This is a genomic window from Thermophilibacter provencensis (genome assembly GCF_030372065.1).
In the GTDB taxonomy this organism is placed as follows: domain Bacteria; phylum Actinomycetota; class Coriobacteriia; order Coriobacteriales; family Atopobiaceae; genus Thermophilibacter; species Thermophilibacter provencensis_A.
On record NZ_JAUDEA010000014.1, the window covers coordinates 14462 to 29104 of the forward strand.

Annotated in this window: 13 protein-coding genes; 5 read left to right on the top strand and 8 right to left on the bottom strand. The window is 64.3% G+C overall.

Annotated elements, in window-relative coordinates; translation table 11 throughout:
* Positions 1–80: 80 nt before the first annotated feature.
* The 6 genes from araA to QUW25_RS08255 all read right to left on the bottom strand — a co-directional run bounded on the left by araA (position 81) and on the right by QUW25_RS08255 (position 7820).
* Positions 81–1577 (bottom strand): L-arabinose isomerase, encoded by a 1497-nt coding sequence (gene araA, locus QUW25_RS08230; protein ID WP_289511724.1) that lies wholly within the window; start codon positions 1575–1577, stop codon positions 81–83.
* A 171-nt stretch (positions 1578–1748) separates the two neighbouring features.
* The gene (locus tag QUW25_RS08235; protein ID WP_289511725.1) at positions 1749–2780 is read right to left on the bottom strand and encodes an ABC transporter permease subunit; all 1032 of its coding nucleotides are present in this window, start codon (positions 2778–2780) and stop codon (positions 1749–1751) included.
* Between the two features lies 1 nt (position 2781).
* Positions 2782–3879 carry an ABC transporter permease gene (locus tag QUW25_RS08240; protein WP_289511726.1) on the bottom strand — a complete coding sequence of 366 codons (1098 nt, stop codon included), beginning with the start codon at positions 3877–3879 and terminating at the stop codon, positions 2782–2784.
* Positions 3876–5393 carry a sugar ABC transporter ATP-binding protein gene (locus tag QUW25_RS08245; RefSeq protein WP_289511727.1) on the bottom strand — a complete coding sequence of 506 codons (1518 nt, stop codon included), beginning with the start codon at positions 5391–5393 and terminating at the stop codon, positions 3876–3878. Before QUW25_RS08245 ends, QUW25_RS08240 begins: the two co-directional genes overlap by 4 nt.
* A gap of 106 nt (positions 5394–5499) precedes the next feature.
* Positions 5500–6522 (bottom strand): substrate-binding domain-containing protein, encoded by a 1023-nt coding sequence (locus QUW25_RS08250; RefSeq protein WP_289511728.1) that lies wholly within the window; start codon positions 6520–6522, stop codon positions 5500–5502.
* Between the two features lie 518 nt (positions 6523–7040).
* Positions 7041–7820, bottom strand: coding sequence for a type III pantothenate kinase (locus QUW25_RS08255; RefSeq protein ID WP_289511729.1), 780 nt, complete (start codon positions 7818–7820; stop codon positions 7041–7043).
* Positions 7821–7924: 104 nt separating this feature from the next.
* Here QUW25_RS08255 and QUW25_RS08260 point away from each other — a divergent pair, with 104 nt between their 5' ends.
* A complete protein-coding gene (locus QUW25_RS08260; protein WP_289511730.1) occupies positions 7925–9574 on the top strand; it encodes an OPT/YSL family transporter in 1650 nt (549 codons plus the stop codon).
* A 162-nt stretch (positions 9575–9736) separates the two neighbouring features.
* On the opposite strand, the gene QUW25_RS08265 is transcribed toward QUW25_RS08260, so the two are convergent.
* Positions 9737–10549, bottom strand: coding sequence for a fructosamine kinase family protein (locus QUW25_RS08265; RefSeq protein WP_289511731.1), 813 nt, complete (start codon positions 10547–10549; stop codon positions 9737–9739).
* A gap of 293 nt (positions 10550–10842) precedes the next feature.
* On the opposite strand from QUW25_RS08265, the gene yihA reads away from it, so the two are divergent.
* Entirely contained in the window at positions 10843–11430 is a 588-nt protein-coding gene (yihA, locus tag QUW25_RS08270; RefSeq protein ID WP_289511732.1) for a ribosome biogenesis GTP-binding protein YihA/YsxC, read from the top strand.
* A 100-nt stretch (positions 11431–11530) separates the two neighbouring features.
* Here yihA and QUW25_RS08275 read toward each other — a convergent pair whose 3' ends face one another.
* Positions 11531–12103 carry a manganese efflux pump MntP gene (locus tag QUW25_RS08275; RefSeq protein WP_289511733.1) on the bottom strand — a complete coding sequence of 191 codons (573 nt, stop codon included), beginning with the start codon at positions 12101–12103 and terminating at the stop codon, positions 11531–11533.
* 153 nt (positions 12104–12256) lie between these two features.
* On the opposite strand from QUW25_RS08275, the gene QUW25_RS08280 reads away from it, so the two are divergent.
* The 3 genes from QUW25_RS08280 to QUW25_RS08290 all read left to right on the top strand — a co-directional run bounded on the left by QUW25_RS08280 (position 12257) and on the right by QUW25_RS08290 (position 14633).
* Positions 12257–13132, top strand: a complete 876-nt coding sequence (locus QUW25_RS08280) for a transporter substrate-binding domain-containing protein (RefSeq protein ID WP_289511734.1) — start codon at positions 12257–12259, stop codon at positions 13130–13132.
* Positions 13133–13213: 81 nt separating this feature from the next.
* Positions 13214–13867, top strand: coding sequence for an amino acid ABC transporter permease (locus tag QUW25_RS08285; RefSeq protein ID WP_289511735.1), 654 nt, complete (start codon positions 13214–13216; stop codon positions 13865–13867).
* Complete coding sequence (locus QUW25_RS08290) at positions 13860–14633, top strand: amino acid ABC transporter ATP-binding protein (protein ID WP_289511736.1); 774 nt, start codon at positions 13860–13862, stop codon at positions 14631–14633. Before QUW25_RS08285 ends, QUW25_RS08290 begins: the two co-directional genes overlap by 8 nt.
* The last annotated feature ends 10 nt before the right edge of the window (positions 14634–14643 follow it).

Below are 14643 nucleotides of genomic sequence, written 5' to 3' on the forward strand. Positions count from 1 at the left end.
GTGAGGCGGCCGCGCCCCCCTGGCGAGGACACGGCCGCCGCGATTCACGTGTGACGAGAAGTGACCGTCGCTCCTCGTCGTCAGCGGTAGAATACCTCGCCGAGCCTGAGGTCGCGCTTGAAGCCGCGGATGGTGGTGTCGGCGTCGATGACCACGCTCTCGATGCCCATGGCGTCCGCCCAGTCAACCATCTGGTCGGCCGTGAGGTCATAGGAGAACGCGGTGTGGTGCGCGCCGCCGGCGTAGATCCACGCCTCCGTACCCACCTTGAGGTTGGGGCGCGGGGTCCAGAAGACGGTGCCGGTGGGCAGCATCGGCATAGGCTTCTCGACCTTCTTGCAGTCCACGTCCTGGATGATCAGGCGGAAGCGGTTGCCCAGGTCAACGAGGGAGGTGGCGATGGCCGGGCCGGTCTTTGCGGTGAAGATCAGGCGCGCGGGGTCCTCGCGGTCGCCCATGGAGAGCGGCGTGGCGCGAATGGCCACCGGGCCCTCGGCCACGGACGGGTCGACCTCGGCCATGTGGGACTCGAGGATGCCCTCCTTGCCGGGCACCAGGTTGTAGGTGTAGTCCTCCATGAGGGCGGAGCCCTTGGCGGACGGGTCGCCGGCGGTCATGACCTTCATCAGGCGCACCATGGCCGGCGTCTTCCAGTCGCCCTCGGGGCCAAAGCCGTAGCCCTTCTGCATGAGGCGCTGGATGGAGAGCGAGGGCAGCTGCTTGAGGCCGCCGAGGTCGCCAAAGTGGTCGGAGAACGCGTTGTAGCCGTGCTCCACGAGGAAGCGCTCGATGCCGATCTCCTGCGCGGCCTGGACCTCCACGTGGCGGCGGAACTCCTCCGGGTCACGCCCGTCGAGCACAAGCTCGTAGGTGTCGTAGTACTCGTCGGTGAGGGCCTTGACCTCGCCCGGCGTGACGGCGTCAACGTAGGGAACGAGCTCGTTTACCGGCCAGGCGTCCACGGTCCAGCCAAAGACCTGCTGCGCCTCGATCTTGTCGCCGTCGGTAACTGCCACGTTGCGCATGGTGTCCGCAAAGCGGCACACGCGGATGTTGCGGGACTCGTTCACGCCCACGGCAACGCGCATCCACTGGCCGAGCTCGGCGAGAACCGCCTCGTCCTTCCAGTAGCCAAACACCACCTTGTGCTCCCAGCGCATGCGGGCGAAGATGTGCCCGAGCTCGCGCTCGCCATGGGCTGCCTGGTTCTCGTTCATGAAGTCCATGTCGATGGTGTCGTACGGGATCTCCTCGTTGTACTGCGTCGCAAACTGGCAGAGCGGCTTACGGAGGTCCGTGAGGCCTGCGATGTAGTTCTTGGAGGGAGAGAAGGTGTGCGCCCAGGTGATGATGCCCGCGCAGTCCGGGTCCATGTTGGCCTCGTTAAACGTGGCCTGGATCACGTCCGCCGTGAGCAGGTTGGGCTTGAGCACCACCTCAAAGGGAACCTTGTCAGAGGCGTTGAGGGCTGCCACGACCTCGGCCGAGTGCTCGGCCACGTGACGCAGCACCTCGTCGCCGTAGAGATCTTGCGTGCAGGGGCAGAAGTAGAACTTGTACTTCCTGATCTCGAGCATGCCGTCTCCTTTCTTGGGGGTCTGAAGGGGTGCGCGGCATCCGAGTCTCAGCATGCCGGCGCCACCCCAATGCCCCTTGCCCCGCTTGGGAGGAGGGAGCCGGGGCAAGGGGAAGGGGAAAGGAGGGGCGCCGCCCACGGGAGCGGCGGCGCCACCGTTAGGACCTCAGGGTCACTCCGTTTGCTTCTTTCTGGCCAGAACCACGCTCTGGATGACGAGGAACAGGCAGATCATCGCGGCAACGGTGATCTTTGCCCACCAGGCGTCGCTGAAGCCGGCGGAGGAGACGATGTTCTGGATGGTGCCCAGCGAGAGGACGCCGAAGAACGTGCCGATGATGTTGCCCACGCCGCCGGTGAGCATCGTGCCGCCGATGATGGAGGCCGCGATGGCGTTCATCTCCATACCCTCGGCGTTGGTGACGGCGCCGGAGGCGGAGTGCATGATGTAGACAAAGCCGGCGATGCCCGCGAGCAGGCCGCTGATCACGTGAGCCAGGAAGAGCGAGCGCTTGGTGTTGATGCCGAGCATGAGGGCGCTCTGGCGGTTGCCGCCGAGGGCGTAGAAGCTGCGGCCCAGGCTCGTCCAGCGCAGGAGCACGAAGGCGAGAACCACGAGGATGAGCGCCACGGCCACGCCGATCTCCATGTAGGCGGGGGTGAAGACGCCCGCGTTGTTGGGAGAGCCCAGGAACGGAATCGTGAGGCGCGTGTCCTTGAGGGCGAGGAAGGCCTCGTTCTGAACGTTGAACGGCTCCGCGTGGATGATCGTCGTGAGGCCGCGGGAGAAGAACATGCCCGCCAGCGTGACGATGAACGGCTGGATTTCCAGATACGCCACCAGGAAGCCCTGGATAAGGCCAAACGCCAGGCCGATGCCGAGGGCGATGACGAGCGCCGTCATGGGGTTTCCGCCCTGATAGTCAAGGTTCACGGCGCAGCACATCGTGACGAGGCCCACGACGCCGCCAACGGAGATGTCGATGCTGCCGCAGATCATGACGATCGAGAGGCCAATGGCCGTGATGATGAGCGACGCGTTGGCGTTCAGGATGTTGAAGAACGTCTGCCACTTAAGGAAGCCCCTGCCAAGGCCAAACATGGCAAAGAGGTACATGGCGACAAACACGACGATGGTGATGGTAAGCAGGAGGTTAGTGTCCGTGATGCTGCGCCTACCAACAGCCTTCTTGAGCTCTGCCATCTTACTTTGCCACCTCCACTTCTGCCTTGGGACTGCGAATCTTCCTCCAGAGCGCGGAGAGCTTCTCGCGAACGATCGGCGCGCTCAGGACCACGAGCACGATGACGACGATGGCCTTGTACGCCGGAAGGGCGGCGGAGGCAACGTTGAACTTGTAGAGCGTGGTCGTGAGGAACTGGATGATATAGGCACCGAGGATGGAGGCGCCCATGTTGAACTTGCCACCGGAGAGGGCGTTGCCGCCGAGGGCCACGGCCAGGATGGCGTCCATCTCGATGTCCGCCGCGATGGTCTGGTAGTTGATCGTGTTGAGGCGGCTGACCTTGATGAGGGCGGCCACGGCCACGCACACGCCGAGAATCACGAACGTGAGCCACTTGATGAACGTGGGGTTAAGGCCGTTCAGGCGCGCGGCCTTCTCGTTGATGCCCACGGACTGCACGTAGAGGCCCAGGCTCGTGAACTTGAGCACGAGGAAGATGACCACGATGCAGGCAAGGGCGATGAAGAACGGCGTGGGGATCGGGATGCCGGGGATGAACCCGCCAAAGACGCCAAAGCCGGAGTCGGTGGGGATGATCGGCAGCTGGTTGTTGTTGATCCACGCGGCGATGGAGCGGCCCGCGGTGTAGAGGATCAGCGTGGCGACCATCGGCTGGACCTTGAAGACAGCGACCATCACGCCGTTGAACGCGCCGCAGAGCATGGCCACGACCACGCCAACGAGGAAGGCCACGATGATGGGGGCCGCAATCGCCTCGGGCCTCACGTTGCCGCCGCAGAGCACGGCGAGCATCGCCGAGCCGGCCACGGCGATGGTGGCGCCCACGGAGATGTCCTGGCCGCCGGTTGCCGCCGTGACGAGCGTCATGCCGATGGCAAGGATGGCCAGCTCGGAGCCGTTGTTGAGAATGGAGATCAGCTGGCCCGAGAGGACCTGGTTGCCCGTGCTGTCCGTGTTCATCGTGATCGCAAAGAAGGACGGATCAGCGATGAGGTTAAACAGGACGAGGGCGAGAAGCGCCGCAATCGGGATGATCAGCTGGTTGTGAAGGAGACGCTTGAGGATGTTGTCGTCCTTGCTCTTCTCGATGGTCACTTTGCCTCACCTCCCGCGATGGTGCTCATGATCTTGTTCTGGTTGAGGTCCTCGCCCGTGAGCTCGCCCACGACGTGGCGGTCGCGCATGACGACGAGCCTGGAGCAGGTGCGGATCATCTCGTCGAGCTCGGAGGAGATGAACGTGACGCTCATGCCCTCGGAGGCGAGCTGCAGGACGAGCTTCTGGATGTCGACCTTGGTGCCGATGTCAATGCCGCGCGTGGGCTCGTCGAGGATCAGGTAGTCCGGGTGCGTGAAGAGCCAGCGCGCGAGGATGGCCTTCTGCTGGTTGCCGCCGGAGAGCGACGCGATGGGCGTGTCCGCAGAGGCGGTCTTGATGTCGAGGAGCTTGATGTACTCGTCGGCGATCTTGTAGGTCTCGGCCTTGGAGAATGGCTTGAGGAAGCCGCGGAGCACCTGCGCCGCGAGGATGATGTTCTCGCGGACGGAGAGCGAGCCGATGATGCCGTCGCCCTTGCGGTCCTCGGGCAGGTAGGCAATGCCCCTCTTCATGGCGTCGAGCGGCTTGGTGATCTTGACGTCCTTGCCGCCCTTCTTGACCTTGCCGCCGGTGACGCGGTCCGCGCCAAAGATGGCGCGCACGCACTCCGAGCGACCGGAGCCGAGAAGACCGGTGAAGCCGGTGACCTCGCCCTTCTTGATGTGGAAGTCGAAGGGGTAGACGGCGGCGTTGCTCTTGAGGCCCTCGGCCTCGTAGACGAGCTCGTCCGCGTCGGCGCCGGCGTAGGTGGTGTAGTCGCCCTTGATGTCGGCCATGTCGTCCATCTGCTTGCCGAGCATAGCGGCAACGAGGTCGACGCGCGGCATCTTCTCGATCTCGTACTCGCCGACGAGCTGGCCGTCGCGCATGACGGTGATGCGGTCGCAGATCTCATAGACCTGGTCTAGGAAGTGCGTGACGAAGATGATGCCAACGCCGCGCGCCTTGAGCTGGCGCATCATGCCGAAGAGCTTCTCGACCTCGGACTCGTCGAGCGACGAGGTGGGCTCGTCGAGGATGAGGACCTTGCAGTCCATGTCCACCGCGCGGGCGATGGCCACCATCTGCTGCATGGCGATGGAGCAGCTGCCGAGCTGCTGCTTGGCACTGATGGGAATGCCGAGGTTCTGGAGGATCTTGTCCGCGTCCGCGTACATCTTCTTCCAGTTCTCGGTCTTCTTGTGGCCGCGGCCGATGTACATGTTCTCGGCGACGGTCAGGTTGGGACAGAGCGTGATCTCCTGGTACACGGTGGCAATGCCCACGTCCTGGGCGTCCTGCGGGGACTTGATGGAAACGGCGCCGTCGTGCCCCTGGAGGTAGATGTCGCCGCCGTCCTTCTCGTAGACGCCGGTGAGGACCTTGATGAGCGTGGACTTGCCCGCACCGTTCTCGCCCATGAGCGCGTGCACCTCGCCCGGGCGCAGCGTGAAGTCAACGTTTTGCAGAGCCTTCACGCCAGGGAAGTACTTGCAGATCCCCCTCATCTCAACGAGATGATCTTTCTCCACCGGTTGTTCACCTCCTTGTCAAAGGAAAGGGGCACGACGCTGATACCGTGCCGAATGCGTCGTGCCCCTTCCGATTCAAAAACCAAAAATGGGGTGGAATCTCGACTTAGATGCCGTTCTCGTCGATGTACTCCTGGGTCACCGTCTCGCAGTCGGCGTAGCCCTCCTCCATGATGATGGTCTTCTCCTCGACGGTGCCACCGGACTCGAGGGTGTTGATGACCTCGAGGATCGTGGCGGCCTGGTAGGGGTTGCACTGGCCGTCGTAGTTCCAGCGGCCGGCCATGACCTCCTCGAGGGCCCAGGTGTTGTGGTCAAAGCCCATGATGATGACGTCGCCGTCCTTGCCGTGGGTGATGCCCGCGGCGTCGAGGGCGGCCACGGCGCCCTTGGCCATGTCGTCGTTCTCGGCGTAGATAACGTTGAACGGGGTGCCGGCGTCAATGACGGACTGGGTGATCTGCTGGGCGGTCGCGGCGTCCCAGTCGGCGGCCTGCTGGGTCACGAGGGTCCAGTTGTCGTTGGCCTCAACGGCCTTGTTGAGCGCGCCGGTGCGGCCGACCTGGGCGGCGGAGCCCATGACGCCCTGGATGTGGATGATGTTGTACTCGTCGAGGCCCTGCTCGGTCAGCCAGTTGACGGCGGTCTCACCCTCGGCGTCCATGTCGGAGACGACGGCGGCCACGTAGAGGGACTCGTCGGCGTCGACAACGCGGTCGAAGAGGATGGTCTGGGTGCCGGCGGCCTGGGCGTCCTGGAGCGGGGTGTCCCAGCCGGCGGTGTCGGCGGCGGAGACGAGCAGGTACTTCACGCCGTTCTGGATGAACTGCTGAGCGGACTGGATCTGCTCCTCGTTCTTCATGCTGTAGGCGAACTCGGCGGCAAAGCCGTTCTCCTCAGTGAAGGTCTCCTTCATGTCCTTGTCGTTAGCGGTGCGGTAGCCAGACTCGTTGGGATCGTTGTTAATGATGCCCACGGAGATGAGCTCGCCACCAGCCTGGCTGGCGTCGCCCTCGCCGCCGTCGTCAGAGGCGGGGGTGTCGGTGTTGCCACCGTTGCAGCCAGCAAGCGCGAGAACGCCAGCAGTGCCGCCTGCGACCTTCAGGAAGTTCCTTCTCGAAATGCTCATGTCCCTTTCCCTTCTCCTTGACATGACTTCCTTGCCATGCACAACAAAACATTGAGTAAACATGTGTTTATACATGTTCACTTCAAAGACAACCTTTGGTGACGCTAAAGCTGAGACGGCAAATCTCCTTTTGGTGCCACTCCCCTCCCCGTGCTCGTACGGCCAACTCTCCTTGCCAAATCTTTGGGCACCGCATGGTACGTGCAACGACGTACTGTCCCAAACTCCCCAGGCAAAGATTGGGCCGCCCTGGACGACTCTGCTCTTCGTCCTCTTCTTTTTACTATTGGCTTACAGGCGGCATACCACTGCGCCCCGTAAACGGTATTTTTCTGTCCGTGAACGCAATGTTTAGCAGATGTTTATATCAAATCGAGCGTATTAACAGCCAAATTGTTTATAAATGTTTAGATTCTCGCGGCACCGAGATGAGCAAAAGCAGTGCTCAGGCGGGTTGCATGTTCTTCTCGCTGTTTTGATATGACTGTTTAGCCCGCATACAGACAGGGCGCGGGCATCTACCGTTGATTGACTGCCCAGAGCCGGAGAAGGCCGCGCAGGGTAAGCGTCTCGTCCACGGCGGCCTCGTGGCGCAGCAGGGCAGATATCGTCTGGGCGCCCGTGCCCGTGATTACGACGCGAGACTCTGCCCCGAGCTCCGCGGCTATGGCGTCGAGCAGCCCGTCTATGCGAGCCACCTCGCCCAGGACCACACCGGACATCATCGCGGCGCGCGTGTTCTTGCCAATGACGGAGGTGGGGGCCTTGAGGCCAATCATGGGCAGGCGCGCGGCCGCCTCGGAGAGCGAGCGGGCCCCCAGCTCCACGCCCGGGGTGATGATGCCGCCCACGAAGGCACCGTCGGGGTCCACGACCTCAAAGTTGGTGGTCGTTCCCAGGTCAACGACCACGACGGGCGCGCCATAGGTCTCCCGCGCGGCAACGACGTCCGCCACGCGGTCCGGGCCCACCTCGGAGGGGTCGTTGTAGCGCATTTTGACGCCAGTCTTGAGGCCGGGCCCCACCACGAGCGGGCGGCGGCCGCAGGCGGCGGCGAGCGCACGGCTCCACACGTCAACGAGCGTGGGCACCACGCAGGACATGATGGCGTCCTCGGGGAGGGGCAGCCCCATCATGAGGGCCGCCTGGGAGAGCTGCATCCTTGCCTCGTCGACGGTCAGGCGCTCGGCCGTGGTGACCTCGCAGGTTCCCGCAAGGCTCTCGCCCGCAAAGAGGCCAAAGCGCGTGGTGGTGTTGCCCACGTCAACGGTGAGCACGCTCTTCTCGGCCTGTGCCATGTGTCCTCCTCGCCCAAACGAGAGCGCCTGCGTTAGGCATATACTGTAGCAGTCCGTAGAAACCCGACTCCCTGTGCGAGGGAGCGGATATTCAAAGGAGACATATGAGCGAGAAGGGCTCTCGCGCCTCGTGGCGCGGGCAGCTGAGCCCCGTGGGCATTGCCATCGGGTGCGTTGGCTGCGTCATCATCACGGCGTCCTCGGTCTACACCGCCCTCAAGATGGGCGCGCTGCCGTGGCCGACCATCTTCACCTCCATTGTTGCGCTGTTCTTGCTGCGGGCCTTTGGGCACCGGAGCCTCAACGAGGCCAACGTCACGCAGATCGTGATGTCGGCGGGCTCCATGGTTGCCGGCGGCCTGGCATTCACCATTCCCGGCATCTGGATGCTCGGGCTTGCCGACGAGGTGAGCTGGGTAGAGATGCTCTTCGTGGCGCTTGCCGGCACGCTTTTGGGCCTGGTGTGCACCGCGGCGATCCGCCGGCGCTTTGTCGACGAGTCCAACCTTGAGTACCCCATCGGCACCGCCGCGGCGGAGACGCTGCTCGCCACCAAGACGGGCGGCGTCACGGGCCGCAGGCTCTTTGGCTCGATGGGCCTGGCGGGCCTGTGGTGCGTGGCGCGCGACGCGCTGGGCTGGCTGCCGTCGATGCTGCTGCAGCTGCCGATCCCGGGCGTGAGCTTTGCGCTCTACAACTCGCCACAGATGCTTGCCGTGGGCTTTCTCGTGGGCGGCGTTGCCGTGGCGTTCTGGTTTGCCGGGGCGCTCGTGGGCAACTTCGGCATCATCGTGGGCGGCTCCGCGGCCGGGCTCTGGGACGTGAGCACGGCGCAGGGCATCGTGTCCAGCCTGGGCATGGGCCTCATGATGGGCTCCGGCGTGGGCGTGGTGCTCAAGGACATCCTTCCCCACGCGGCGAGCGTGCTGCGCGGGCGCGGCGGCACCGATGGCACCTCCTCAGGTCACGGCTGGGGCAAGCTCGAGCGCGGGACGCTTGCGCTCATGGTTGCCGCGGCGGCGCTCGTCGTGTGCATCGGGCTTGGGCTGGGGCCGGTCGTGGCCGTGGTCGTTGTGCTTCTCGCCTTTGTGACCACGATCATGAGCGCACAGTCCGTGGGCCAGACCGGAATCGACCCGATGGAGATCTTTGGCCTCATTGTGCTGCTTGCGGTGGCGGCGTTCTCTGACGCGAGTCAGGTGCAGCTCTTCTACGTTGCCGGCGTGGTGGCCGTGGCGTGCGGCCTTGCCGGCGACGTCATGAGCGACTTCAAGACGGGCGCCATCATCGGGACAAACCCGCGGACCATGTGGGTGGGCCAGGCCATCGGCGCCCTGCTGGGCACCGTGGTTGCCGTGGCGGTGCTGTGCACGCTGGTGGCGGCATACGGGACCGGCGCGTTTGGCCCGGGCGAGATGTTTGTCTCTGCCCAGGCGAGCGTGGTGGCAACGATGGTCTCGGGCATCCCGAGCGTGCCGGGGTTTGTGGTCGGTCTTCTCGGCGGGATTGCGCTCTACTGGGCCGGGCTGCCGGCGATGATGTTTGGGCTTGGCGTCTACCTGCCGTTCTATATGTCGCTTACCGCTGCGCTGGGCGCGGGGGTCAAGTGGGTCTACGAGCGCTCGTGCGCTGCGCGGGGCGTTGAGGACTCCGAGGAAAAGGGCATTGTCGTGGCGTCGGGCGTGCTGGGCGGCGAGTCTATCGTGGGCGTGGTGATTGCGCTTGCGAGCGTGGTGAGCGGTCTCGCCGGATAGCGGCGGCCTTGTCGGCGCGCGGCCGTTTGTGGACCCGCGCCGACAGTTTTCTCGCTTGGAACGTCGGCGCGCGTCCCCGTTATTCCCAGCGGGGACGCGCACCGACGTTTTTATCGCCAGAAGTGTCGTTTTGCGTCCACGCGCGCGAGCCGCCGCGGGCACCTACGCGTAGCGGAGCGCAGTGCGCACAGCCTCGTCGAGATACCCTCCCCCAAAGAGAACGCAGTGGAGGAGCAGCGGGGCCAACTGGTGGAGGCCAACGCGCTCCTGCCAGCCATCCGCGAGGGGCGAGGCCTCGTCGTAGCCGCGGACGACCTCCCCGAGATAGGGGTAACCAAAGAGCGCGAGCATGGCGAGGTCCGTCTCGGCGTGGCCGCCGTAGGCCATCGGGTCTATGAGCACACCGCCGGTTGGGGCGTCCGGGCTGGCGTCCCAGAGCACGTTACCGGCCCAGAGGTCGCCGTGCAGGCGCGCGCACGGGACGTCGGCCTCGCAGACGAGCGCGGGCTGCGGGGCATCAAACTCTCCCGACGCGAGCCGTGCCGCCACGCTCTCAAAGAGCCGCTGCTCGCGCGCGTCAAAGTCACCGCGGTCAACGAGCGTCTTCACGTAATTCATGATGCGGTGTTCGGCAAAGAAGACGCCCCAGCTTGTCGAGGCGTCCTCGCGCGCCACGTAGGGCGTGCGAGCGCGACCGCACCAGGGATTTCCCCGCCAGCCATCCGGAGCGCATCCGTACCATGCCGCGCCGGCAGCATGCATGTGAGCGAGACCTGCGCCAATGCGCCGCGCCGCCGCGGCCGAGGGGGCGCCTGTGATCACGCGCTCCTCTTCGAGGACGTCGTCGCTTGCGCGAATCACGCGCACAACGCGAATTCCGCCCGAGCGCTCGGCCTCCGCAAGCCAGCGGAGCGCGGCCGCCTCCCCAGGCAGGTTGTCGCCGTAACCAGCGGTTTTTATGAAGGTGCTCGACATCGCGCCGTCTCCCTTATTTGAAAAATGACCCTTCGTGTAGCGCCGGAGCACTCCAGATTGGAAAATGCTCCTTCGTGCAGCGTCAATTGTGACCTAAAACGCAGTGGAGCCAGGTATCTGAGCACAAATGCCCAGTTGGCTACTTGAGATACCCCCGGAAATACGCTACACGAAGAGGCATTTTCCCAATTGAGAGGGCCTCGCGCTACACGAGAGGCGGTTTTTCGATTTCTCATGAGCCCCGTCAAGCCTCGGTACAATGGAACGCCTGAAGACGAGTGAAAGGACCAGCATTGGCCGGCATCAACTACCAGACCGCGCGCTTTGAGGCCTCGTACGGCACCGTTGCGCAGCTCCCCGCCTCTACCACCCCCGAGGTTGCCGTGGCCGGCCGCTCCAACGTGGGCAAATCGTCCCTGCTCAACAAGCTCTTCGGGCGCAAGGGCCTCGTCAAGGTCTCAAGCACGCCCGGAAAGACCGCCAACATCAACTTCTTCGAGGTGGACGGCATTCGCTTTGTGGACCTCCCCGGCTACGGCTTTGCCAAGGTCTCGCAGAAGGAGAAGCAGCGCTGGGCAGACCTCATCTCCGGCTACTTTGCACAGGAGCGTAGTTTTAACCTGGTGATTGCGCTTGTGGACATTCGTCACGACGCCCAGAGGCTCGACCACGAGATGGTCGGTTTCCTGCGCGAGAGCGAGCTTCCCTTTGTGGTGGCGCTCACCAAGGCCGACAAGCTCGGGCGCTCCAAGCAGGCGCAGCAGGCGTCGACCATTGCCCGCCAGCTCGGCATCGAGCGCGACCAGGTGATCGTCACGTCCTCCGAGACCGGTCAGGGCATCGACGACCTCCGCCGCCTCATCGCCGAGGCGTGTCTGTGATTTGGGGACGTGCTATTTCTCTCAGAGTTTTTGGGACAGGCCCGGCGTCTACGTGCCGGGCCTGTCCCAAAAACTCTGAGAGAAATAGCACGTCCCCAAATCACAGAAGGCCGAGATGCTCGAGGAGCACTTTGAGGCCAATCAGGATGAGCACCACGCCGCCCACGACGCTCGCCGGCTTCTCGTAGCGCGCACCAAAGAAGTGCCCCACGGCAACACCGGCAAACGAAAGACCAAACGTGATCACGCCAATGAGCGCAACGGTGGGCACAATGTCCACCGAGAGCGCCGCAAACGAGATGCCCGCCGCCAGCGCATCGATTGAGGTCGCCACCGCCAGGACAAGAAACTCCCGCAGGTCAATCCGGCTCGTGTCCTCGCAGGCGCAGTCCTCGCTCTCCTCGTGAAAGGCCTCCCAGAGCATCTTTCCGCCAATGAAGGCAAGCAGCACAAACGCCACCCAATGGTCAACGGGCTCGATCAACCACATGAACTGGCTGCCGAGCGCCCAGCCAATGAGCGGCATGAGCGCCTGAAAGCCCCCAAAGAAAAGCGCCAGCACCGCGGCGGTGCGCAGGTTGAGCTTCCTCATGCCAAGGCCGCGGCAGATGGAGACCGCAAACGCGTCCATCGAAAGCCCAACGGCAATCAGCAGCTGCTCGACAATCCCCATGACGCCCCCTCTCGCGAGGCGCCATCATACCACAGCGCCCTCTGTTACCAGCAGGGAAACTGCCTTGCACTCCATCGCGCTAAAGCGTATATTCGACCGTGCGCTTTAGCTTAATAAAGCGCTGCCGAGAAGAACCACATGGAAGGAACAGCCATGATGAAAAGAAGGTCGTTCGTGCTCACCTCAATGGCCGCGGCAACGGTTGCCGCAACCACCCTCGTTGGCTGCGGCAGCAGCCCCGACGCGCCCGCGGAAACCGGGGGCTCCACCGAGCCGGAGGCAGAGGTCGGAACCGGCACCGGCGCCGTGGACACCGGCAAGCTCATTGTGGGCTTTGACGCCTCCTACCCGCCCTACGGCTACCGCGACGACAACGGCGACTACACCGGCTTTGACCTCGAGCTCGCCCAGGAGGTCGCCGCCCGCAACGACTGGGAGGTCCAGCTCGAGCCCATCGACTGGGACGCCAAGGACACCCTGCTCGACAGTGGCGCCATCAACTGCATCTGGAACGGCTTCACCATGGAGGGACGCGAGGAGGACTACACCTTCTCCGAGCCGTACATGCTGAACGCCCAGGTCGTTGTCGCGCGCGCCGACTCCGGCATCGCAAGCTTTGCCGACCTTGCAGGCAAGAACGTGATCACGCAGGTTGACTCCGCCGCGTACAACCTCCTCGAGGGAGAGGAAGCCGCCCAGGCTGATCTTAGGGCCACCTTTGCAAACCTTGAGCCCACACCCGACTACAACACCGCCTTCATGCAGCTCGAGTCCGGCGCCGTGGACGCCGTGGCCTGCGACCTCTCCATCGCCGCCTACCAGCTTGCCGCCAAGCCCGACGCCTACGTCCAGCTCGACGAGTACCTCTCCGAAGAGCACTACGCCGTCGGCTTCAAGCTCGGAGACGACGCCTCCGCCGACACGGTCACAGAGACGCTGCGCGCCATGGACGAGGAGGGCTTCGTCGAAGAGCTCTGCGAGAAGTACGCCGACCAGGGAATCTCCTACGCCAACTGGTGCCTCGCATAGGCGCCCCAGCATCGGCTCCTCCCCGGATGCCTAAAAGGGGCCCGTCCCCTTTTAGGCATCCTCCTCATGAAGGGAACGCACGTGGACACGCTCACCATGGTCGGACTGCTCGGCGAGGGCTTCCTCGTCAGCCTCCAGATCTTTGCCCTCACGCTCGTGGGGTCGCTGCCGCTCGGCATGCTTGTGGCCTTCGCGCGCATGAGCCGCTTCAAGCCGCTGGCCCTTCTCGCGCGTCTCTACATCTCCATCATGCGCGGCACCCCGCTCATGCTGCAGATGTTTGCCATCTACTTTGTGCCGTACTACGTCTTTGGCATCCGCCTCACCACGGACAGCAAGTGGTACGCCACGATCGTGGCGTTTATCGTCAACTACGCCGCGTACTTTGCGGAGATCTACCGCTCGGGCATCCAGTCCATCCCGCGCGGGCAGCACGAGGCGGCCGAGGTCCTAGGCTACTCGCGCGCGCAGACGTTCTTCCGCATCGTGCTGCCGCAGGTGGTCAAGCGCATCATGCCCTCCATGACCAACGAGGTCATCACGCTGGTCAAGGACACCTCGCTCGCCTTCTCCATCGGCGTAATCGAGATGTTCACCGTGGCCAAGCAGCTCGTGGCAAGCGAGGTGAGCATGCTGCCCTTTGCCATCGCCGCGGCGTTCTACTGGATCTTCAACCTGCTCATCGACGCCGTTGCCGGGCGCATCGAGAGAAAGCTGAGCTACTACCATGACTAATGCCGAGAAGAACGCGGGCGCCCCCGTCGTTGCGCTCGAGCACGCGCGTAAGAGCTTTGGCGACGTGGAGGTCCTGCACGACATCTCGCTCTCCGTTGCCCCGGGCGAGGTCGTTGCCATCATCGGCCCCTCCGGCGGCGGCAAGTCCACGCTGCTGCGCTGCCTCACGCTGCTCGAGCGCCTGGACGGCGGCAGCCTCTCCTATGAGGACGTCTCCGTGGCCACGGACGGCTCATATGGCGACAAGAACGTGCTCGCGCAGGCGCGCGCCCGCTTTGGCCTGGTCTTTCAGAACTACAACCTCTTCCCGCACTTCTCGGTGCTGCGCAACGTGATGGACGCGCCCGTGTGCGTGCAGAGGCGCGACCGCGCCGAGGCGGAGGCGGAGGCCCGGGCGCTCCTGGCTAAGATGGGGCTCGCGGGCAACGAGGACAAGGTGCCCTGCCAGCTCTCCGGCGGCCAGCAGCAGCGCGCGAGCATCGCCCGGGCGCTGGCCATGCACCCGCAGATCGTCTACTTCGACGAGCCCACGAGCGCCCTGGACCCCGAGCTCACGGCCGAGGTCCTGCGCGTGATCAAGCAGCTCGCGGCGGAGAACATGACGCTCGTGATCGTGACGCACGAGATGGGCTTTGCGCGCGAGGTCGCCGACCGCGTGATCTTCATGGACGGCGGCGTCATCGTGGAGGAGGGCCCCGCCGAGCAGGTCATCGACCACCCACGCGAGGCCCGCACCCGCGCCTTCCTCGCCCAGCGCGAGGCGTGACGCTTTGGTG

What these genes read in the sequence shown, in the direction of transcription:
- QUW25_RS08255 (WP_289511729.1), bottom strand. Translation starts at nt 7,820, where the DNA reads ATGGCACAGGCCGAGAAGAGCGTGCTCACCGTTGACGTGGGCAACACC.
- QUW25_RS08265 (WP_289511731.1), bottom strand. Translation starts at nt 10,549, where the DNA reads ATGTCGAGCACCTTCATAAAAACCGCTGGTTACGGCGACAACCTGCCT.
- QUW25_RS08275 (WP_289511733.1), bottom strand. Translation starts at nt 12,103, where the DNA reads ATGGGGATTGTCGAGCAGCTGCTGATTGCCGTTGGGCTTTCGATGGAC.
- QUW25_RS08250 (WP_289511728.1), bottom strand. Translation starts at nt 6,522, where the DNA reads ATGAGCATTTCGAGAAGGAACTTCCTGAAGGTCGCAGGCGGCACTGCT.
- QUW25_RS08235 (WP_289511725.1), bottom strand. Translation starts at nt 2,780, where the DNA reads ATGGCAGAGCTCAAGAAGGCTGTTGGTAGGCGCAGCATCACGGACACT.
- araA (WP_289511724.1), bottom strand. Translation starts at nt 1,577, where the DNA reads ATGCTCGAGATCAGGAAGTACAAGTTCTACTTCTGCCCCTGCACGCAA.
- QUW25_RS08260 (WP_289511730.1), top strand. Translation starts at nt 7,925, where the DNA reads ATGAGCGAGAAGGGCTCTCGCGCCTCGTGGCGCGGGCAGCTGAGCCCC.
- QUW25_RS08290 (WP_289511736.1), top strand. Translation starts at nt 13,860, where the DNA reads ATGACTAATGCCGAGAAGAACGCGGGCGCCCCCGTCGTTGCGCTCGAG.
- QUW25_RS08280 (WP_289511734.1), top strand. Translation starts at nt 12,257, where the DNA reads ATGATGAAAAGAAGGTCGTTCGTGCTCACCTCAATGGCCGCGGCAACG.